A 21,065-nucleotide genomic window follows, 5' to 3' on the forward strand; every position below is an offset into this window, starting at 1 on the left:
GGATACCGCACCTCAATTTCGGACACTCTGCCGCCCGCGGCGCCAGACGTGCCCGGCATTCGACCTTCGAAGGCCGGGGCGGAACAATGGAGCCTTTACCGGCAGCGTCCGCGCCGAGTAGCATGAGGTTGACGGCGACGAACCAACGAAAGGAGGGGGAGGAATGAAGCGGCACCCGCTGATGCGCTACAAGGCGTTGTATCTGCTGATGCTGCCCGGCATCCTGTATTATCTGATCTTCAAGTATGTGCCGATGTACGGCGTTTTGATCAGCTTTCAGAATTATTCGGTCGTGCGCGGCGTATGGGGAAGCGATTGGATCGGGCTTCGGCATTTCGTCAGCTTTTTCTTTGAGACGCCGGAGGCCTGGCGGCTGATTCGCAATACGTTGCTGCTCAACGTGTACGACATGCTGTTCCATTTTCCGGCGCCGATTGTGCTGGCGCTGCTGCTCAACGAATTGCGCAGCGTTCGCTTCAAGCGAATCGTACAGACGGTCAGCTACATGCCGCATTTTTTATCGACGGTCGTCATTGTCGGCATGGTGGTCAATTTTTTGTCGCCGCAGAGCGGCATCGTCAATCATTTGCTGGCTGCTGTATTCGGTACCGATCCGATTCTGTTCCTTGGGGAGCCGGGGTGGTTCCGCTCGGTGTTCATCGGCTCGGAAGTGTGGCAAAAGCTCGGCTGGGGGACGATTCTTTATCTGGCCGCCATCGCCGGCATCGATCCGACGCTCTACGAGGCAGCCAAAATCGACGGGGCATCGCGGCTGCAGCAGGCGCGCCATATTACGCTGTCGGGCATGGTCCCGGTCATCATCATCCTGTTCGTATTGAACCTGGGCAATATGATGGAGGTCGGCTACCAGAAAATTATTTTGCTGTACAACCCGATGATTTATGAAACGGCCGACGTCATCAACACCTTCGTGTACCGCAGGGGGATACTCGGGGCCGATTTCAGCTTCGCCACTGCGGTCGGTCTGTTCCAATCGGCGGTCGGCTTCGTGCTGGTCGTGCTGGCCAATCGGGCGGCGCGCAAGTATTCGGACACCAGTCTATGGTAAGGGGGGATGCTAGGTGAAAGGCGGATCTGCCTCGCGGGCATTCGATGCGGCCAACGTGCTGCTCATGCTGCTGCTGATGGCTGCAATGCTGTACCCGATGATCTATGTCATGTCCGCATCGGTCAGCAACCCGGCTCTGGTCTCCAGCGGCGCAGTCAAGCTGCTGCCGAAGGACTGGACCTGGATTGCCTACGAGCGCATCCTGGCGCTGCCCGAGCTGTGGACCAGCTATTGGAACACGATTCGGTATACGGTCGTGCAGACCGCTCTGACGCTGCTTGTCACAGCGATGATGGCGTACCCGCTGGCGAAGCGCTGGCTGCCCGGCCGCAGAGCCATCCTGCTCCTGGCCGCATTTACGATGCTGTTCAACGGCGGGCTGATTCCGACCTTCCTCGTGGTCCAGCAGCTCGGCATGTTGAATTCGATCTGGGCCATCGTCTTGCCGACATTGGTCAATACGTGGTATTTGTTTATTATGCGAACGTTTTTTGAAGCGCTTCCACAGGAGCTGGAGGACGCGGCGACGATCGACGGCTGCAGCTCGCTCGGCGTGCTGCTGCGGATCGTGCTCCCGCTCTCCTTGCCGGTTATGCTGACAGTCGGGCTGTTTACCGCGGTCGGGCAATGGAACTCCTTTTTTGACGCTTTGATTTATTTGAACGACCGCGATCTTTACCCGCTGCAGATTTTGCTGCGCAACATCGTCGTTGCAGGTTCGGGCTCGGAGGCTTATATGGACGAAGGCGGCGGCACGTTTGTGGAGACGGTCAAATATTCGACGATGATCATCGCGACACTGCCCATTTTGTGCATCTATCCGTTCATACAGAAATATTTCGTGCAAGGCAGCATGATCGGCGGAATCAAAGGATAGAAGGAAAGCAAAGCATAAAAGGACGAGGGGGCTAAAGCATGAAGCATGCAATGCAAGCGACGGGATGGGCGAGAGGCAAGGGGGTCGGAGCGGCGGTGCTGGCGCTGCTGCTGGCGACCGCGTGCAGCAATAATGGAGGCGAGCCGGCCGCACCGCCTGCAGGCGGTGCGACTGGCACGGGAGACGCGGTCGAGAACGGCAAGCTGTCGGCGGATCCGGTCACGTTCAAATGGCTCGTCACCGATCGCCGCGAGGCGCCGGTCAGCAATGACTGGCAGATCTTCGACGAAATCTACGACAAGACGAATGTGCAAATCGAGTTCGAGCCGGTGCCTCAGGACGGAGCGGCCGAGAAGCAGCAGATCATGATCGCGACCAACTCGGTCACCGATCTGATGTCCGTCTCCCATGCCGACGCCCGGCTATACGGCGCGGAGGGCGTCTTCCTCGATCTGGCGCCGTATCTGGATACGATCGCACCGAATATGAAGGCGTTCTTCGAGCAGTATCCCGATGCGAGGGCGCTGGCCAGCGGCGAGGACGAGGGCATCTATTCGCTGCCGGTGGTGGACGGACTCGGCTTCAACTACAACTGGATTGTGCGTCAGGACCTCAAGGATGAGTACGGACTCGAGACGCCGGACTCGCCCGAGAGCTTTTACGAATTCCTCAAAGCGCTCAAGCAGCATCAGCCGGACACCTATCCGCTGATCACGGCCGGGGTGAGCGGCGATACCGGATTGTATACGGTCATGCTGCGGATATTCACGGGCATCGAGGGCTACCTGGAGATCGACCCCGACAGCGGGGAGTACGTATTCGCCCCGGACCGCCCCGGCTTCGAGGATGCGCTGCAATTCATGCGGCAGCTCTATGATGAGCAACTGCTCGATCCCGAGTTCGCCATTGTCAACGGCGCGCAATGGGAGGAGCGGATGCTATCGGGCAAGTCGCTCGTGACGTATCACTGGAAGACGCGCAACCAGATCTTCACCGACCGCGCCAAGGAGTCGGGCCTGATCCCCGGCTTCGACGCCAATGCAATGCCGGAATTCGCGGCGGAGGGCATCACGCCCTACCAATATTCGCGCAATATCATCTCCGGCAGCGGTCTGGCGATCTCGGCCAAGGTCAAGCACAAGGAGGCGGCGGTGAAATTCCTCGATTATCTGCTCAGCGAAGAAGGATCGGACTATGTGGCGCTCGGCATCGAGGGCGAGACCTATGATCGCTCGGAGGGCGAACCCAAGTTCCTGGCATCGCTGGGAACGGCGCCTTACGACCTGCTGCGCGGCAAATGGGGCGTCTGGTACCCGGGCATCAATCCCGACATGGACAAATCGCGCAAGGCCGAGCGCTTGAGCGAAAAAGCGCAGGCTATCGAGGAACTATACATGCCGCTTGTCGTGCCATCGCCCAAGCCGCTCGTGCTGAGCGAGGAAGAAAATGCGCTTCGGCAGCAAAAGCTGGATCAATTAAATGTCTACATCGAGGAAAAAATGACGGAATTCGTCACCGGGCGGACCTCGATTAACGAACAGACGCTGCAGGAATTCCAGGCGCAATGCGTCAAGCTCGGCGCGCATGAGCTGCGCGATATGTTCAATGCCGCCAATGCGCGCGTGTACGGCGATGCGTAATTCGGGCACGCGGATGCGGTCCGCAAACAGTTACCGCATCTCCCGATCGACAGGCCTGCAGCGCTGACAGCATGCACGTAAAAAAAAGCGGCGGTCCGGACACTGGTCCGGGCCGCCGCTCTATGTGTGCGTGCGGTGACGCTCAGATGACGCTTCGTCTTGGGTTAGCGAGGGCCGTCCTCCAGCCGCTCGACCACTTTTTCCTGCTCTTCGACGACCTTCTCCTCCCGATCCGTCACCGGGCTCTCCGCTGCGGTCTTGCCGGAGAGGAACCAGCCGCCCACTGCAATGCCCACGAGCACGAGCCAGAAGATCGACTTCCAGACTGTGGACTCGATAAAATGCTTGTCGATGACGTTGATCTGCTCATGCGCCAACGTATACAGCGCCAGCTTGACGCCGACCCAGCCCACGATGAGAAAGGCGGCCGTCTCCAAATTCGGGCGCTCGCGCAGCAGCTTGACAAAATAGGTGGCTGCAAAGCGCATGATGATCAGGCCGATCAAGCCGCCGGCAAAAATGACTCCGAATTGCCCACCGTCCAGACCGCCGATCTCGGGGAATGTCGTCGGCGGGAGCGTCACCGCCAGCGCGACAGCGGCCAGAATGGAATCGACCGCGAAAGCGATGTCCGCCAGCTCGACCTTGAGTACGGTCATCCAGAAGCCGGATTGCTTTTTGGGTTTCCCGTCATGATCATCCTTGCGGAGCACGAACTTCTTCACGATGTGATTGATGGAGATGTACAGCAGATAAAGCGCCCCAATCGCCTGCACCTGCCACACGTTGACGAGGAACGAGATCAGGAAGAGCGCCCCGAAGCGCAGGACAAATGCGCCGGCAAGCCCGTAAAACAATGCTTTTTTGCGCTGCGCATCCGGCAGATGCTTGACCATTACCGCCATGACAAGGGCGTTGTCGGCGGCCAAGATGCCCTCCAGAGCAATCAACACCAACAATACCCAACCGTACTCCAAAACTAACGACGGATCCATGCACGACCTCCAAAATGGTGGATTTTCTCGTTTCCCAGTGGGCCGGGCAATAAAAAAAGACCTTTGCCGACATTGGGCAAAGGTCTTGCTGAGCATGATTAAAGTTCAAACATGCCAACAAAGCCGATGGACCGCACGGATCCATGTAATGACGACTTTGTTTCCGAATCGTTAGCGTGATTCGGACGCTACTCCCCTTTGAGAGAATATTATTAAGTTAGATTCATTGTAGCCGGAAACAAACAGGTTGTCAAGCGAAGGACATGGAACGAGGGGCGGGTAGCGGATGCGGGCCGAAACGGCATGTGCTATGCTAAGGGGAAGCAGGGACTGGGAGGCGATAGCAGATGAAGATCGAAATTGAGGAACAGGCGGTCCAATGGTACAAACGCGAGATGGGGCTTGGCGACGGCGATTCCATTCGGGTGTTTGTCAGGCTCGGCGGCTGCGGCAGCGTGCAGCCCGGATTTTCGCTCGGCATCGCGCGCGAGGAGCGTTCTGCGACGGCGGCGCTGAGCCAGTCGGCATTCGGGCTCACCTTTTTTATCGAACCCGAGCAGCTGTGGTATTTCGACGGCCGCGACCTGCAGATTCGATATGACGAGGCAGCCGACGAAGCCGTGCTGCAGGTCGCGCAAGGAGCGGCAGATGACCTTTAACTTGCAACACCGCCAGAGGCGGGCGGCAGCCGGTTCCCCTTGAAACGTTTCAAATCGCTGGCTGCCGGTGAAGATGAGGATAGGAGCCGCAGGCTCCCTTAGCTCCGATCTCATCAGATTGCCGGAAGGGACTACTGCCTACAATGAATAAAAATGCGAATAAGCTCGTGGCTGCCCTCGCAGCGCTTGTGGTGGCGGCGGGGTGCTCCGTTCCGTCCTCCGGGAGCCCTGTCGCAGCCACAGAAGCGCAAGCCGCTGCGAGCGAGCACCAAGCCGCGCAAAACAACGCCAGCAGCAGCGCCTCGCTGGACGAGCCCAAGCGAATGCAGCAGGCGTCCAAACGCCTAACGTCGGCCAGCGGCGAGCTCGAATTGACAGTTCCGGACAACTGGAGCAACGATCCGGTGCTGGAGCGCACTGCCATGCTCAACGCTTCGCATCGCGGCGAGGAGCAATACGTTGTCGTCAATCGCTATCCCAAATCGGATTTCAGCGATGGGACCTCGCTGGAGGCGTACAAACAAACGTTTCTCGCTGCCACGTCGGCTTCGATCGAGGCCTTCGAAGAAGAGGGGACGGAGCGGCTCGACATCAACGGCAGGTCGGGTATTCTGGTGACCTTCTCCGGCACATCCGATAACGTAAACGTTCGTTACATCGCCGGCCTTGCGGAGACCGAGCATGCCTTTTATCAGGTGGTCGCGTGGTCGACAGCCTCGAAATTTTCGGAGCACGAGGCGCAATTCAAAGCAGTCATAGGCTCCTTGAAGGTGCAAAGGGAAACGCTGACGCAGCACAGCGGCGAAGCGAAACGACCGCACAAACAGGACGAGACCGAGCCAGGCGTCGTCATGCGCAGTGCCGACGGGACACTGGAGCTGACCTTGCCGGGCAGCTGGGAGGAAATGCCGCTCAACGACGAAGCGGATCTGCAGGGCGGAGTGCTCGCCACCGAGGACTATTTTATCGCCATGCATGAGCCCAAAGCGATGTTCGCAGACGACATGAACCTGGCCCAGTATACTTCGCTCGTGTTGGAGAACATGGCGACGGCGCTTGAGAACGGAGCAGTGGGCGAACCTGCTGCAGTAGAGGTGAACGGCATGCCGGCCTTGCAAACGGAGCTGAGCGGAGAGGTCGAAAGCGTCAAAATCCGCTACCTTGTCACAACGGTCGAAGCTGAGCAATCCTATGTCCAGGTGCTTTTTTGGACACAGCATCATTTGATGGCGGACAAGCTCGGCGACTACCGCGCTGCCGTCGAAACGCTCAACGTAAACGAATCGCAATGGCCGGAAGGCGCGAGATAGCAGGATCGTTTTGAACGGCCCGGCGGACCATCAGGTCCGCCGGGCCGCTTGCCGTTCCAGCTCGAGCAATCTGGTTTTTAGCGGGAGGCCGCCCCGATATCCGGTGAGCGCGCCGTTTTTGCCGATTACGCGGTGGCAGGGCACGAGCACGAGCAGCGGGTTGGCGGCGACGGCCCGGCTGACCGCGCGCACTGCGCCGGGCCTGCCGATTGCTTCCGCCAGTCCCGAATAACTAACGGTGCGCCCGTAGTCGATCGCAGTCAGCTGCTGCCACACCTCGAGCTGGAAGCGAGTGCCCTTATAATGAAGCGGGACCGAAAAGTCGGTGCGCGCGCCGCTAAAATAAGCGGCAAGCTGTCCGGCAGGATCGGCGGTAGCCGCCTCATCGTAGATCAGCCGAGCCCGAGGGTGCTGCCGAGTAGCCCAGCCGGCCAATGCGGCTTCGGGTGTCACGGGATCGGCGCTGCTGTCGACAAAGCAGACGCCACCTTGACTGACCGCAAGGACAAAGCGATGCTCCAGCCAACAGTATCGGCTCCAATATAACGATAACGATTCACTCATCCGAGCAAGCCTCCTGATTCGCAAAGGGTGCCTGACTGGCGCGATATGCGGTAGGCGTCAGCCCGAAATGGCCGCGGAACGCCGCGGCGAAATGGGCGACACTGCGCCAGCCGCCGCGAAGTGCAATGACGCTGACGGTATCGCTGGTGCTGCGCAAGCGCTCCGCCGCGGCCAGGAGCCGCAGCCTCTTGTGATAGTGAGCCGGACTCACGCCATACACACGCTTGAACAAGCGCTGCAAGTGGTATGGGCTGCTATGAAACGTCTCGCCCAGCCTGCGTAGCGGTACCGCCTCGCCGAGATGCGAAGCGAGGCATTCGGCGACACGAGTAGCCAATTGCTCGTCCGGCTGCTGAAGGGCGTCCGGCCTGCAGCGCTTGCAGGGACGATACCCCTCGGACGCTGCTTCCGCTGCACGGCGGAATAGCCGGACATGCCAGCGCAGCGGCAGGCGAGAACGGCAGGAAGGGCGGCAGTAGATACCGGTCGTACGGACGGCATAGACAAAACGTCCGTCCTGATCGGACCGGCACTCCACGATAGCGTGCCAGCGTGCTTCGTCGAGCGCGAGAAGGTCCGGTCTGCTCGGGTCTGCAGTCAAATCGAACGAGCGCATATATGGACCTCGCTTTCTATCCGTTGTTGACATCAGTATAACGCGAATACACGTTGCGTGTAAGCTTTGAAAAATAGGAGCGCAACTTTTCGATGGGCAACCGGATGACTCGGGAGTGCCAAATAGGGTATAACGGAGAAGACAGAAGACACTAGCAAAAGCGGGGGAGGTATTGCGATGGAATCGCCAAGTCTGCAGCTGCCAGTCCCGGACCTATTCGACTATCGGCAGCTGGTGGAGCGGTTGATGCGAGCCGCCAGTGAAATTGTGCATCAAGTCGAGAACGACAGAATCTATAAGTGTATCCCATGGAATGACGAGGATGTGCTGCTCGAGCTAAGCGACGGCGGCGATTGCTTGCGCATTTGGTTGCCGACGCAGACGAACCCGCCCAATGAAGAACTGCTGGCGCATATTGCGGATTATGTAAAGGAGTGGCTCGATCTGGATACGAATCTGACTCCGTTCTATGCGCTCGCCGCGCGCGATCCGTTGCTAGCCGAAGCGGCGAATCGCTTCCGCGGGCTATGGCTGATCGGCATTCCGGATCTGTACGAGGCGCTGAGCTGGGGCATTCTCGGTCAGCAGATCAATCTGAGCTTTGCCTATACGCTCAAGCGCCGGCTCGTCCAGCGGTACGGCAGCGCGGTGCATTACCAGGCTCGGACGTACTGGCGGTTTCCGGATGCGTCACGAATTGCGGCCGTCGCGCCTTCGGAGCTGCAGGAATTGCAGATCAGCGGGCGCAAGGCGGAGTATCTGATCGACATTGCTTCGCGCATTGCGGCAGGGACGCTCAGCAAGGAAGGCTTGCGCGCGGCCGGCGATGCGGCCGCGGACGAGCTGGTCGCGCTGCGGGGCATCGGACCGTGGACGGCCCAATACGTGCTGATGCATTGCTTGCGCCGTCGCAACGCTTTTCCGGTCGCAGATGTCGGCCTCCACCAGGCCATTCGGCAAGCGGCTGGTCTGCAGCGCAAGCCTACGCCGGCCGAGGTCTCCGAGCTTGGCCGCGGCTGGAGCGGTTGGGAGGCCTACGCCGTCTACTACCTTTGGCGGCTGCTTTATTGACGGATGCGGCGATGCCCCATGCTGAGCAGCACGGGACATCGCTGATCGGAATGACTTGTCCAGATTCAGAGCACGCGTCTGGCACTCACGTATTTTTTGCTCCAATAACCAGACGAGAGCGAGCTGATATTGACATTTCCGGACGGTGAATTGTGTATGAATTCCCCGTCGCTTATGTAGATGCCCACATGATTGATGCCGCCGCCGTTCGTATCGAAAAACACCAGATCGCCAGCTTTCAGGTTGCTTTTGCTGACACCGTAGCCGGCATTTTTTTGATAGCTGGTGCCCCATTTCAATGAGACGCCGTTTTTCTCAAACACATATTCCGTAAAAGAAGAGCAGTCAAAAATCAAGCGCGATACATTCCGGGTGCCGAATTCGTAGCGGACCTTGCCGATCAGGTTGCGGGCGTCTGCAATAATCGATGCGGCCGTGCCGCTAACGGCGGAGCCGCTCTCGCTCCCGCTGTTAGAGCCGCCGCTGGATGACAAAAAGCTGGTATCAACGTAGCCGGTTACGCCGTTGTATACAATTTTGACCCACCAGGAATTGACTTGTTCTACGATCCGGACATTGGCGCCCCGCGGTACCGTGCCGATTTTGTTGTTCGCCACCTTCGGCGAGGAACGGAAATTGACGGAGCGGGCAATGGTTGCGTTAGCGGATCCGCTCGAGCCGCCGCTGACTGACGTATACTTGCTGCTGGTGGAGATATAACCGACGCTGCCGCTGGCCGTCTTGACCTTGTACCAGTACGAATTAGGCTGGCCGACGATCTCCACCTGCTGACCGCGCGTCAGCATGCCGACGACGCGCGCATCGGTGCTCGGAGCAGTGCGGAAATTGACGCCGAACTTGACCGTTGCAGTTGCGGCGGATGCTGCCGTCGGCACCACGAGCGATGCCGCCAAAACTAGAAAAATCAACTTCTTCAAGAAATATTCCTCCTTGCTTGGTAGTCTACTGCCATACTAACCAAAAGGATGAAATGATTGCATTGCACAATTATTTACAGTTGCACTACGAAAGCGTTTTATTTGTGTGTAAATTTCGCCAAACAGCCCGGAATATTCACGTTTTGCATGATTTTCTCCCGCTTGGATTAAGATTTTTTAACGATTGGTTCAAGCAGCTTGCAAACGTTTAAAGTATGATAAAATTTTAGTAAAACCCAACTGAATTTTAGTGATGAAAAAAAGAAACAGTTGTGGTAGGATGAATATAAATCGACAAAAACCAAATTAAAACGAAATGTAAGCGGATTCAAAAAAAAGGGGGGCTTTCCCGTCTTCAGAAGGCTTCTCCGGCATTGCGGGGGGATAACGCATGAAAAAACGGCTGCTGAATCGCGATCGCAAGGGGAGGCTGTTTCGGCGCTTTTTGCTGCCGTACTGCTTGCTGCTTCTCATTCCGCTGATCATTGGCACGCATGCCTATTACCAGACGGTGCAGGTCGTGCGCGAAGATGCGCTGGAATTGCATCAGGCGGTACTCGAACAGACCGAACACAGCTTGAATCAACTGTTTACCGAGATTCGCGACGTCGTATCGCTGATTTCCATTGACAAGGATTTGCTTGCGCTGATGCTCAACGCCGAGCCGGTATGGACGCCCGACAATATCTATCAATTTTCGCTGCAGCGCGACGAGCTGAACAAGCTGTCAACCAACAATTATATTTCGGATCTGTTCGTGTATCTCAAAAAAAGCGGCACCATCATCGCCCGCGACCATATTGAACGGCTGAGCACGCACCCGATGCAGATCGGGGAGGAAAATTTCGAAGCGTGGCTGGAGCGCATTGTCGAGACGGAGCAGCTAGGTCGGTATCACCGGCTCGAGAATGTGACCAACGGTCGCACGGTCGGCAATTACCTCGCCTATGTGAGCGGCCTGCCGGCCGGCTACAGCAATAAGCCAGAGGGCGCCGTCGTCATCATGATCCGGGAGCAGTCGATCGTCAACTTGTTCAGCCGTCTGCTCGGCCCGGAGGGCTCGTTCGCGTATATTGTGGACGGCGGCGATGCGCTCATCGCCGCGGCCGGCGTCCAGGCGCAGCCGCTCGCGCTCGCAGGCCAGGGGCGCATGAATTATACGTTCGAGCAGATCGGCGGGCGCGACATGCTCGTGAGCTATGCCAATTCGCCAGGCAACGGATGGACCTATGTGGCCGGACTGCCTGCCGATACCGTGTTCTCCAAAGCCGATTTCGTCAAGCGCATCAATTGGATCGTGCTGGGTGTCGCTTTGTTGCTGGGCGCGCTGCTGGCGATGTTGTTCGCACGGCGCAATGCCAAGCCGATTTCCGAGGTGCTCGATGCGCTGCGCGACTTTGCGTCCAAGGGGGAGCCGGGGCGCAAGCTCGGTGAACTGGACGTGCTCAAATCGGCGGTCCATCAGGTCATCAGCAGCAATACGTCGCTCAGCGTGCGGATGAAGCTGCAGCAACCGGTGCTGCAGGCGGCTTTTGTGGAGCGTTTACTAAAAAACGGCTTCAATCGCCAGGAGGAGCTGGAGGCCCACGCCGAGCACGCTCAGCTCGATCTGGGCGAGGCGTCGAAGCGGGTGGTCGTCCTCCGGCTCCTGGAGCCGGAGCTGCTGCCCGCCGGCTCGACGGCGATCGCGGATACGGAGCTGGCCATGGAGCAGATGCGCGCGCTACGCGGCTGCCGCTACGTACACGAGCTGAGGAGCGGCCGTCTGGCGGCCATCGTCGCCTCGGAGGCGGGCATCGGTCTGAGCGAGCAGGAAGCGACCGACGCGCTGCAGACTGCGCTAGCCGAGCTGCAGGAGGCGCTGCATCAGCAATTCGGACTGCTCACGCTCGTGGGCATCGGGCAGCCCTATGCGGCATGGCTCGATCTATGGCGCTCGTGCAACGAGGCCGAGCAGGCGCTCGATTACCTCGATCCGGAGATGCCGCAGCAGCAGGCGCGGTACGACGCCTGGGGCAGCATGTCCGGCCATTACTACTATCCGCTCGATCTTGAGGTCAAGCTCATGCACGCCCTGCGCGCCGGCGATTCGCAAGCGCTGGAGCGGCTGCTGGACCACATTGAGGAAGAGAATTTCCAGCGTCGCCAGCTCGGGCCGTGGCGTAAAAAGCAGCTCTTCACCGAGCTGCAAGGCACCCTGCTCAAACTATCGGAGCATCTCCAGCCCGGACATGTCGAGCTGGAGCAGCAGCTTGAGGGCATCGACATCGAGGCAGGGGACGGCGGCGGGACCGAGCAGGCCTTCGCGCGATTGCGACAGCTGGCGCTGCTCGTCAGCTTGCGGATTCAGGATCAGAAATGCAGCAAATATTCGGAAATGTTCGGGCAGCTGGAGCGGCGCATCTTGGAAAGCTATGCCGACAGCAATCTCAGTCTCGGCCAGCTCGCTTCCGAATTCAAGCAGACCGAAAGCTTCCTCTCCACGCTGTTCAAAGAACAGAAGGGCATTACCTTCTCCGAGCACGTCGAACGGCTGCGACTGGAGCAGGCGTGCAAGCTGCTGAGCGGCACCTCCGATCCGATTCAGGAGATCGCGGCTCGGATCGGCTACAATAGCGACAAGTCGTTTCGCAGGGCCTTCAAGCGCGCTTACGGCGTACAGCCGACGAGCTATCGCAGTTCCGCGCCCGCGGCCATGGAAAGTCTGTAACGAGCGAAGTTATAGAAGGAACCGCAGGTTACGGCCGGATGCGCGCAGCTCATGCGCCAGCCGGCCGTTTTGGCGTCAGGGCATCTTGAAGCGGGACGCCGGCGGAACCGTCGCGCGACTGGCGAAGCGATGCGCGGCACACCCTGCAAGCCTCGAGCGGACGTTGTTTTGCAAACGTATTCATTTTCGGGGTACAGAACAATGGTGTGCCCAAAAAATAAGGTGTGTATCCGTTAAAAAGCCTTGTGCGGAGCGGGTTTCCAGGCATTTCAGAAAAGGTCGGGGCGCTGATGAAGTGTTCCTTTACGAAGCTGTCCGGGGCGAGGTATGGTGAACACATGACAGCGCTAACAAGGAGGGATGCCGGATGGGTTCAGGCGTGCTGCTGCGAAAAGTAAAGAAGCAAAAGGTGCTGCTGCTGCTTCTGCTGCCGGCGATTGTGTATTTTATTGTATTCAACTACGTGCCGATGTACGGGGTGCTGATCGCCTTCAAAAACTTCAAAATGCAAGAGGGCGTCAATTTCGTAGCGAATGTATTCAACGCGCCATGGGCCGGAAAATGGGGGCTGGATCATTTTAAAACGTTTGTAAACGGGCCGTACTTCTGGCAGTTGCTGCGCAATACCTTTTTACTCGGCATTTATTCGCTCGCGTTTGGCTTTCCGATTCCGATCATCTTTGCACTGCTGCTGAATGAGCTGCGCAAGCGCTTCTATAAAAGCTTCGTGCAAACGGTCAGCTACCTGCCGTACTTCCTCTCCATCGTGGCCGTCATCGGCATGATGAAGATGGTGCTCTCGCCGAGCTCGGGCGTCGTGAACAAGCTGCTGGAGCGGGTAGGCCTCGACTCGATCTACTTTTTCGCCTTGCCGGAGTGGTTCCGCTTCCTGTTCATCTCCTCCGGCATCTGGACGAGTATGGGGATGGGCGCCGTCATCTACCTCGCGGCTCTGTCCAAGGTGGATACGGAGCAATACGAGTCCGCGGTCATCGACGGCGCGACGCGGCTGCGTCAGATGTGGCATATTACGCTGCCGGCCATCAAGCCGGTTGTCGTGATCACGCTTATACTGAACATGTCCGGCGTGCTGAGCGTCGGCGCCGAGAAAATTATTCTGATGTACAACTCGCTGACGTACGAGACGGCGGACGTGTTCTCGACCTTCGTCTACCGGCGCGGCCTGATCGAGCTCGACTTCAGCTTCGGCGCAGCCGTCGATCTGTTCAACGCCATCGTCAACATCATTTTCCTGGTCACGGCCAATACGATCGCAAGAAAGGTGGCAGGTGAGAGTCTATGGTAAAGGATACGTCGTTTGGCTCGCGCGTACTCGATGTGGTCGTTCATGCCACGATGGTGCTCGTCGTCTTGATCACCTTGCTCCCGATTGTTCACGTCGCCTCTATCTCGTTGAGCTCGCCCGACGATATCGTGCGCGGCGAGGTGGGGCTGTGGCCGAGCAATTTCAGCCTGGGCGCCTATCAGACAATTTTATTTGAAAACGCACACATTCCGCGTTCGTTCCTTAACTCGGTCCTGATCACGATCGTGGGCACGGCCATGAATGTCGTCTTCACGACGGCGGCGGCCTACGTGCTGTCAAAGAAGGATCTGCTGCTGCGGCCGCTGTTCATGACGATCTGCATTCTGCCGATGTTCTTCACTGGCGGCATCATTCCGCAATTCCTGCTCGTGCAGTCGCTGGGAATGATGAATACGATCTGGTCGGTGACCGTGCCGGTACTGATCAGCTCCTGGTGGCTGATCATCATGATTTCGTTCTTCAAAAACTTTCCGGTCGAGATTGAGGAGGCGGCCAAGCTCGATGGCTGCGGCGACCTGCAGACGCTGATTCGTATCGTGCTGCCGCTGTCGACCGCAGCGGTGGCGACAATCGGTCTGTTCTACGCGGTCACCCATTGGAATTCCTACTTCACAGCCATGCTGTATCTGCGCAACTACGAGAACTATCCGCTGCAGTTGATCCTGCGGGAGATCGTGCTGCAGAATACGCTGGCCGACCAGTTGGCCTCGCAAGGCAATGCATCCTTGGCCGAGGACATGAGCTCCAATCTGACGCCGGAGAGCGTGCAATATGCAACGCTGGTCATTTCGATCGTCCCGATGCTGGCCGTCTATCCGTTCATTCAGAAATATTTCGTGCGCGGCATCATGATCGGTTCGCTCAAAGGCTGACGCGGCCGACGACGAACAGATTCGGCAACCATGAAGGAGGTGGTGCTCGGGCTGAGTGGGCAGGGCAACTGATAATCGAAGGGGCTTGACCAAACTCATTAAAGGGGATGAACACATGGCACACAGAAAATGGCTGAGCGTGCTGCTGTCGGCAATGCTGGCCGCATCGCTGCTCGCGGCATGCAGCAACTCCGGCAACTCGGGCAATGCGGGCACGACGAATAGCGGCGGCGACGGGACGGGCGGCAACGCGAATAGCAGCGGCGACGCAACTGTTGAAATCTCGGTGGCAAGCATGCCGAAATATCCGCCGAACAACGTTCCCAATGATTACATCACCGAGGTGGAAAAGAAGTTCAACATGGAGTGGGACTTCCAATCGATTCCGCTGTCGGCCGGTATGGAGAAATATAATGTCATGTACGCCTCCGGCGACTATCCTGACTTCATACCGAATATGAACAGCCCGAGCAGCGTCGCCAAATGGGCATCCGGCGGCTACCTGCTGCCGATCGGCGATTATATCGATCAGCTGCCGACGTACCGCGCCCTGTTCAGCGACGAGGACTGGGAGCTGCTGCTCGACTTCGGCAGCACCAACGGCAAGCTCTACATGCTTCCGAGCGTCGCGACCAACGATCCGATGACCTGGATCTACCGCAAGGACGCCTTCGAGCAGGCCGGCATCACGTCGTTCCCGACGACGCTGGACGAATTGCATGAAGCGCTCAAGTCGCTCAAGGCCGAATTCCCCGGCAGCGTAGGCATCGGCGTACGCGGCGGCAATGACAATACCGGCATCAACAACCTGATGAACGGCTTTCGCCAGGCGTTCCGCAATCCGAACAACACGCACACCAACGGCTTCTGGAATGATCCCGACGAAGGCGGCGCCGTCGTATGGAATATGGCTTCGCCCAAGCATCGCGAGATGCTGACGTTCCTCTCGCAGCTGTACAAGGAAGGCTTGATCGAGCCGGAATTCGCCACGATTACGAAGGAGCAATGGGCGACCAAGCGGCTGACCGGCAAGGTGCTGCTCGACTTCCAGTGGGCGAGTCACACCGTCGATCCGGAGTACGAGCTCAAGGACATTCCGGGCGGGCAGTGGGATTATGCACGCACGCTGCCAAGCGCGACCGACCAGCCGGCACTCGAGTTCAAGCCGCTCAACTTCTCGCTCTTCGGACCGATCTTCAGCAACAAGCTGGCCGACCAGCCAGACAAGCTGGAGCGACTGTTCGACTATGTCGAGTGGGGCTCGACCCCGGAAGGCCAACTGTTCCATCAGATGGGCCTTGAAGGCGTGACGTACGCCAACGAAGGCGGCAAGATCGATTATATCGAGGGCTACGACCGGCAGAAGGTCGCCGAGCAGCACGGCTTCGACTGGTGGCTCAAGCAGAGCGAGGAGAAGCTCTCGACCGACCCGATGTTCCAGAAAAAACAAGAAGCGATGACCGAGCTCGCAGACATGTTCAACACGATGCCGAAGAGCGCGGCGCTGACCGAGGAAGAGCAGCAGACGATCAACACGACCGTCAGCGCGATGCAGGATATCGCGTATCAGTACTCCACCAAGGCTGTCATGGGCATCGTCGACCCGACGAGCGACAAGGAGTGGGAGAGCTATCTGAGCGACCTGGAGAAGGTCGGCATGTCGAACGCACAAGCAATCTACGAAAAATACTTGACGGCAAACTGACGGCTTGCCCCCGGCAGCGGCAGCCTGCCGCCTGCCGGGGGCGGCTTCTTATCAAGGACGGGGAGGAACATCATGACAACAGTACTGCTATCTATACCGGATAATGCCAGCGCGCGCGTGCGCCATGGCGCCGAGCTGATCACCCAGGCGCTGGCCGCCTGCGGTCTGGAGGGGCAGCTGTCCGGGCCATGGTCCATCGACAGCTATCGCGCGGCGGACGCGCCCAAAATCGTACTTGGCGATCGTACCGCGACGCCGCTGATTGCCGAGCTGGAGGAGCACGAGGTGCTGCTCTATCATAGCGCTGTCCCGCAGGGCGAGGGCTATTACCTGGCGAGCGTGCCGGGCGCGCTGACTGTCGTCAGCGGCGGCAGCGACAGCGGCGTGCTGTACGGCTGCCAAGAGCTGGCTGCGCGCATCAAGCTGGCCGGCGCGCTGCCGGAGGACCTGGCCTTCGGCGACGGCCCGGCGATGAAGCTGCGCGGACCGGTCGTGCCGCTGCAGAAGACCAAGATCGAGCCGCCGCGGCGCACGTATGAATATCCGATCACGCCGGGCCGCTTCCCGTGGTTCTACGATCGCGGGTTGTGGACGGAATTCCTCGATCAGATGCTGGAGGATCGCTGCAATGTGCTCTACATCTGGACCGGGCACCCGTTCTCCTCGCTGATGCGGCTGGACGACTATCCCGAAGCGATGGAAGTCACAGAGGAGGAATTCCGGCTCAATGTCGAGACGTTCCACTGGCTGGCGAATGCGTGCGACCGGCGCGGCATCTGGCTTGTGCTGAAGTTCTACAATATTCATATCCCGCTGCCGTTCGCCCGGCATCACGGCCTCGATCTGCATCAGCCCAAGCCGCTGCCGCTGACGAGCGACTACTATATCCAGTCGATCTCGACCTTCATCCGCAGGTTCCCCAATGTCGGCCTCATGGTCTGTCTCGGCGAAGCGCTGCAAGGCGCGATCTACGGCGTCGAGTGGTTCAACGAGACGATCCTCGCCGGGGTGAACGAGGGGCTGAAGGACCTGCCGGACAAGGAGCTGCCTCCGATCATCGTGCGGGCGCATGCGATTCCGTCCGACAAGGTGATGGCCGAGGCGCTGCCGCGGTACGCCAACCTGTTCACCGAAGCGAAATACAACGGCGAGTCGCTGACGACCTACACGCCGCGCGGCCGCTGGCAGGACATCCACCAGCATCTGGCGTCGCTCGGCTCGATCCATTTGTTCAACGTGCATATTCTCGCGAATCTGGAGCCGTTCCGCTACGGCGCGCCGTCCTTCATCCAGAAGTGCGTGCAGGCGGCGAAATATCGCCTGCATACGAACGGCATCCATCTGTATCCGCTGTTCTACTGGGACTGGCCGTATACGGCGGACGACACGAGTCCGCGGCTGCGGCAGATGGACCGGGACTGGATCTGGTTCGCGGCCTGGTTCCGCTATGCCTGGAATCCGGATCATCACCCCGAGCTGGAGCGCCGCTACTGGATCGAGCGGCTGAAGGAGCGATACGGCTCGGCGGAGGCCGCCGAGGCGATCCTGGACGCGTACGAGCAGGCCGGCGAATGCGCGCCCAAGCTGCTGCGCCGCTTCGGCATCACCGAGGGCAATCGCCAGACGATGAGCCTCGGCATGACGATGAGCCAGCTCACCAATCCGGACAAGTACCGGCCGTGGAAGGAGCTGTGGGAGGCACAGGCGCCGCAGGGCGAGCGGCTGGATGAATACGTGGCGCGCGAACTGGCGGGCCAGCCGCATATCGGAGAGACCCCGATCGACATCGCGGACGACGTTGATCGGCACGCCGCCGCCGCAGAGCGGGCGATCCAGGCGGCAAGCGCGCAAGTCACGCAGGGGCAAGCGGAATATGAGCGGATCGCCGCCGACATTCGGGCGATCGCGCTGATGTCGCGCGCCTATACGCACAAGGTGCGGGCGGCTGTCTCCATTCTGACGTACAAGGCGCGCGCCGCGGGCGACTATACGTCGCACATAGAGCTGCTGCGCGAGGCCGAGCCGCAGTTCCGGGCGAGTCTGGAGGCATACCGCGAGCTGACCGCGCTCACCTCGGAGACTTATCTGTACGCCAATAGCATGCAGACGCCCTCGCGCAAGGTGCCGTTCCCGGACGGCGAACGCTATGCGCACTGGACGGACTGTCTGCCGATGTATGAAGAGGAGTATGCGAACTTCGTGCGGCAGATCGCAGCGCTCGGGGAGGGGCGCCTGCCGCAGCAGGTGGCCGAGGCGGCGGAGCCGATCCGGCCGTATCGTTCCGCAACATTCGCGCTGCTCTCGCCGCACGCCGAGACGTACACGGTCGAGCCGCAGGCCGTCATCTTCAAGGACAGCGACATCATTGTCTCCAACGTCGCCGAGGAGCTCGTGGGGCTGGAGGGTATCCGCTTCTCGCACGAGCAAGCGAGCAAGGATGGCGTAAGCGTCGCCTTCGAGGTGCAGGAGCCGGTGCGCGTACTGGTCGGCTACTTCAACTCCGGGCATCCGCAGTGGCTCAAGGTGCCGGATCTGGAGACCAACACGCATGCCGACGACCGCGGCGGACTGGCGCCGGTGCTGCTCAACGGGCTGAAGGTGTTTTTCCAGCCGAACGTCAATGTGCATGCGTTCCGCTACGAGCCGGGACGGCACGAGCTGGACTTTGGCCAGGGCTCCTACGTCATTCTCGGCGTCATTCGCGACGACGAGACGCTGCGCGTGCGCGATCTCGAGGGCGCCGGCAGCGCCGACACATTAGACTGGCTGTACGAAGCGTAGAAGTAGGGTGAAGGAGGAAGTGAACCATGCGGCTGACAGGAAAAACCGCGATCGTCACCGGCGCAGGCTCCGGCATCGGCGACGCCATCGCGCGGCGCTTCGCCCGTGAAGGCGCGGCGGTCGTGCTGGCCGATCTGAGCGAGAGCGGGGAAGCGGTAGCCGCCGCGATCCGCGAGGCGGGCGGCCAGGCGCATTTCGTGCAGGCGGATCTGCGTCAGGAGTCCGAGGCGCAGCGTCTGGCGGAGGAGACGCATCGCCGCTACGGCGCGCTGCATGCGCTGGTCAACAACGCCGGCGTGACCGGCACGACCACTGTGACGACCGCCACCGACGAGGAGTGGGAGCGCGTCATGACGATCAATCTGAAGGGCGCCTGGTACTGCTGCAAGCACGCCATTCCGCTCATGGCCGCGGCAGGGGGAGGCAGCATTGTCAACATGTCGTCGACGCATGTGCTGCGCACGCAATACAATCACTTCCCCTACCACGCCGCCAAGGGGGGCATGCAGGCGATGACGCTCGGCATCTGCGTCGACTTCGGCGGCCAGGGTATCCGCGCCAACAACCTGTTGCCCGGCTTCGTCATGACGCCGCTGGCGCGCCGCTTCCTGGACGGCTTCGACGATCCGGCGCGCAAGGAGAGGACCATGCTGGACGCGCATCCGCTCGGCCGGCTCGGCACGCCGGAGGATGTGGCCGCTGCGGCGGCCTTCCTCTGCTCCGACGACGCCGCATTCATCTCCGGGACGTCGCTCGTCGTCGACGGCGGACGCTCGGCCTATCAGAAGTCGGATTAGGAATGCGGATCAGGGGAGCGGATCAGGTAATCGGTAAAGGAGGAGTTGGACATGTTCGAGGCGATCAAGGCCAGAATTAGAGGCATCAATGCGATCAACATTACGCCGTTCCGGGAAGACGGGGCGATCGACGAAGCTGCGCTCGGACGCAATCTGGACGATCTGGTCGCCAGCGGCATCGAGGCGATCTATCCGTGCGGCAACACCGGCGAATTCTATTCGCTCACCTTAGGCGAGGCGCGCCGGGTGACGCAACTCGCCGTGGAGCGCGTCGCCGGTCGGGCCGCCGTCATGGCCGGCATCGGATACGACACGCGCACCGCGGCCGTGCTGGCCGAGTCGGCTGCGGAGGCGGGAGCGGACGGCCTGATGCTGCATCAGCCGGTGCATCCGTTCCAGTCGGAGCGCGGCCTGCTCGCCTACTATCGCGAGGTCGCGGCCTCCACGTCGCTGCCGATCGTGCTGTACGTGCGGCACGAGAGCGTCGGCGCGGAGCTGCTGCGCGAGGCGACCAACATTTCGAATATCATAGGCGTCAAGTACGCCGTCAATCATCTGCCTTCGTTCGCGGCGGCGGTGCAAGCTGCGGAGTCGGACCCAGTATGGATCTGCGGGACGGCGGAGCTGTGGGCGCCGTTCTTCTTCGCGGCCGGCGCGGTCGGCTATACGTCGGGCCTGGTCAATGTCGAGGCGCAGCGCTCGCAGGCGTTGCTGGCGGCGCTACGCGCCGGAGATACGGCCGAGTCGATGCGTATCTGGGCGGAGCTGCGGCCGTTCGAGCTGCTGCGCGAACGCGAACGCAGCGGAGCCAATGTGAGCGTCGTCAAGGAGGCGATGGCTCAGCTCGGACGAGCGCGCGCCGACGTGCGGCCGCCGATCGCGCCGCTGACGGAGCGGGAGCGGCAGGAGATTGCGGCGATCCTGGATCGCTGGGGATTGACGCGCGGGCAAGCGGAAGGGAGCGTGTAGGAGATGAAGGAGATTTTGAACTATATCGGCGGTAAGTGGCAGGCGGCGGCGTCGGGCAAGACGACGATAAATGTGAATCCGGCCAGCGGCGAGCAAGTCGGGCGCGCGCCCGTGTCGGCAGCCGCCGACGCGGAGGCCGCCGCGGCGAGCGCCCAAGCGGCCGCG

General features: G+C 60.0%; 17 protein-coding genes and 1 riboswitch. Of the genes, 13 read left to right on the top strand and 4 right to left on the bottom strand.

Annotated elements, in window-relative coordinates:
• Window positions 1–163: 163 nt before the first annotated feature.
• The 3 genes from IDH44_RS22200 (at window position 164) to IDH44_RS22210 (ending at window position 3,586) form a co-directional block, all read left to right on the top strand.
• Window positions 164–1,069 (top strand): ABC transporter permease, encoded by a 906-nt coding sequence (locus IDH44_RS22200; protein ID WP_223869939.1) that lies wholly within the window; start codon window positions 164–166, stop codon window positions 1,067–1,069.
• 64 nt (window positions 1,070–1,133) lie between these two features.
• Entirely contained in the window at window positions 1,134–1,946 is an 813-nt protein-coding gene (locus tag IDH44_RS22205) for a carbohydrate ABC transporter permease (protein WP_190921037.1), read from the top strand.
• A 38-nt stretch (window positions 1,947–1,984) separates the two neighbouring features.
• The gene (locus IDH44_RS22210) at window positions 1,985–3,586 is read left to right on the top strand and encodes an extracellular solute-binding protein (RefSeq protein WP_190921018.1); all 1,602 of its coding nucleotides are present in this window, start codon (window positions 1,985–1,987) and stop codon (window positions 3,584–3,586) included.
• A 164-nt stretch (window positions 3,587–3,750) separates the two neighbouring features.
• Here the strand turns inward: IDH44_RS22210 and IDH44_RS22215 are convergent, their stop codons facing one another.
• Complete coding sequence (locus IDH44_RS22215) at window positions 3,751–4,581, bottom strand: TerC family protein (protein WP_190921019.1); 831 nt, start codon at window positions 4,579–4,581, stop codon at window positions 3,751–3,753.
• A 90-nt stretch (window positions 4,582–4,671) separates the two neighbouring features.
• A riboswitch (yybP-ykoY riboswitch) is annotated at window positions 4,672–4,790 on the bottom strand.
• Window positions 4,791–4,928: 138 nt separating this feature from the next.
• On the opposite strand from IDH44_RS22215, the gene IDH44_RS22220 reads away from it, so the two are divergent.
• Together IDH44_RS22220 and IDH44_RS22225 are read left to right on the top strand one after the other, a co-directional pair.
• Complete coding sequence (locus IDH44_RS22220) at window positions 4,929–5,240, top strand: HesB/YadR/YfhF family protein (RefSeq protein ID WP_190921020.1); 312 nt, start codon at window positions 4,929–4,931, stop codon at window positions 5,238–5,240.
• A 143-nt stretch (window positions 5,241–5,383) separates the two neighbouring features.
• Entirely contained in the window at window positions 5,384–6,550 is a 1,167-nt protein-coding gene (locus IDH44_RS22225) for a hypothetical protein (protein WP_190921021.1), read from the top strand.
• 30 nt (window positions 6,551–6,580) lie between these two features.
• Here IDH44_RS22225 and IDH44_RS22230 read toward each other — a convergent pair whose 3' ends face one another.
• Together IDH44_RS22230 and IDH44_RS22235 are read right to left on the bottom strand one after the other, a co-directional pair.
• A complete protein-coding gene (locus IDH44_RS22230; RefSeq protein WP_190921022.1) occupies window positions 6,581–7,114 on the bottom strand; it encodes a methylated-DNA--[protein]-cysteine S-methyltransferase in 534 nt (177 codons plus the stop codon).
• Complete coding sequence (locus tag IDH44_RS22235) at window positions 7,107–7,730, bottom strand: Ada metal-binding domain-containing protein (RefSeq protein ID WP_190921023.1); 624 nt, start codon at window positions 7,728–7,730, stop codon at window positions 7,107–7,109. Before IDH44_RS22235 ends, IDH44_RS22230 begins: the two co-directional genes overlap by 8 nt.
• 177 nt (window positions 7,731–7,907) lie before the next feature.
• On the opposite strand from IDH44_RS22235, the gene IDH44_RS22240 reads away from it, so the two are divergent.
• Window positions 7,908–8,801 (top strand): DNA-3-methyladenine glycosylase family protein, encoded by an 894-nt coding sequence (locus IDH44_RS22240; RefSeq protein ID WP_190921024.1) that lies wholly within the window; start codon window positions 7,908–7,910, stop codon window positions 8,799–8,801.
• A 65-nt stretch (window positions 8,802–8,866) separates the two neighbouring features.
• On the opposite strand, the gene IDH44_RS22245 is transcribed toward IDH44_RS22240, so the two are convergent.
• Window positions 8,867–9,739: a C40 family peptidase gene (locus tag IDH44_RS22245; RefSeq protein WP_190921025.1), complete on the bottom strand. Its 873-nt coding sequence runs from the start codon at window positions 9,737–9,739 to the stop codon at window positions 8,867–8,869.
• A gap of 391 nt (window positions 9,740–10,130) precedes the next feature.
• Between IDH44_RS22245 and IDH44_RS22250 the strand changes: the two genes are divergently transcribed.
• The 7 genes from IDH44_RS22250 (at window position 10,131) to IDH44_RS22280 (ending at window position 20,900) form a co-directional block, all read left to right on the top strand.
• A complete protein-coding gene (locus IDH44_RS22250) occupies window positions 10,131–12,449 on the top strand; it encodes a helix-turn-helix domain-containing protein (RefSeq protein WP_190921026.1) in 2,319 nt (772 codons plus the stop codon).
• Between the two features lie 367 nt (window positions 12,450–12,816).
• Entirely contained in the window at window positions 12,817–13,755 is a 939-nt protein-coding gene (locus tag IDH44_RS22255; RefSeq protein ID WP_190921027.1) for an ABC transporter permease, read from the top strand.
• Window positions 13,749–14,648, top strand: coding sequence for a carbohydrate ABC transporter permease (locus IDH44_RS22260; protein ID WP_190921028.1), 900 nt, complete (start codon window positions 13,749–13,751; stop codon window positions 14,646–14,648). Before IDH44_RS22255 ends, IDH44_RS22260 begins: the two co-directional genes overlap by 7 nt.
• A gap of 115 nt (window positions 14,649–14,763) precedes the next feature.
• Window positions 14,764–16,353, top strand: coding sequence for an extracellular solute-binding protein (locus tag IDH44_RS22265; RefSeq protein WP_190921029.1), 1,590 nt, complete (start codon window positions 14,764–14,766; stop codon window positions 16,351–16,353).
• A gap of 72 nt (window positions 16,354–16,425) precedes the next feature.
• Window positions 16,426–19,134 carry a hypothetical protein gene (locus tag IDH44_RS22270; RefSeq protein WP_190921030.1) on the top strand — a complete coding sequence of 903 codons (2,709 nt, stop codon included), beginning with the start codon at window positions 16,426–16,428 and terminating at the stop codon, window positions 19,132–19,134.
• Window positions 19,135–19,160: 26 nt separating this feature from the next.
• The gene (locus IDH44_RS22275; protein ID WP_190921031.1) at window positions 19,161–19,931 is read left to right on the top strand and encodes an SDR family NAD(P)-dependent oxidoreductase; all 771 of its coding nucleotides are present in this window, start codon (window positions 19,161–19,163) and stop codon (window positions 19,929–19,931) included.
• 51 nt (window positions 19,932–19,982) lie between these two features.
• The gene (locus IDH44_RS22280) at window positions 19,983–20,900 is read left to right on the top strand and encodes a dihydrodipicolinate synthase family protein (RefSeq protein ID WP_190921032.1); all 918 of its coding nucleotides are present in this window, start codon (window positions 19,983–19,985) and stop codon (window positions 20,898–20,900) included.
• The last annotated feature ends 165 nt before the right edge of the window (window positions 20,901–21,065 follow it).

This window comes from Paenibacillus sabuli (assembly GCF_014705605.1).
In the GTDB taxonomy this organism is placed as follows: domain Bacteria; phylum Bacillota; class Bacilli; order Paenibacillales; family Paenibacillaceae; genus Paenibacillus_D; species Paenibacillus_D sabuli.